Genomic DNA, 437 nt, shown 5'->3' on the forward strand with positions numbered 1-437 from the left:
TGATCGTTATCTTTCGCGCGCATGCCGCTCACCATCAGCTGCAGTGGTCCGACGAAGTTATTCAGCGACAGGATGTAGTTTTGCGCGGTGTTGTCGTTATTTTCGATGTCCCCGAAGGTGCGGCCATAAATCGACAGGTTGCTGCGGGCGTCATCGCCCCACTTCATGTCGTAAATACCGGCCCCGGTTCCGGCGAGGAACACCACATCGGAATCGATCCAGTGGATGTCGAAGTTATCCCGGTCGAAACGCTTACCGGCCCACACCGTGGAGTCTTTGAACGCACCGGTGAAGGTCGGTAGCTGCCCCAGTTCGACAAACGCCTGACGCAGGTTGAGATCGCTGCTGGCGGCAGTCCAGTCGTTGTAGGTGCGCTGTCCGTCGGCCAGCATCGCCTTGAAGCGCGTGGTGGCACCGTTGGCCAGCGTTTGTTTATG

Annotated in this window: 1 protein-coding gene; it reads right to left on the reverse strand. The window is 58.1% G+C overall.

The genetic code is table 11. The features are described 5' to 3' along the window. Nucleotides 1-437: carbohydrate porin (locus tag F7Q90_RS26125; RefSeq protein ID WP_151161214.1), on the reverse strand; the 437-nt coding region annotated here is incomplete at both ends.

This window comes from Pantoea stewartii subsp. stewartii, assembly GCF_008801695.1.
Taxonomy (GTDB): domain Bacteria; phylum Pseudomonadota; class Gammaproteobacteria; order Enterobacterales; family Enterobacteriaceae; genus Pantoea; species Pantoea stewartii.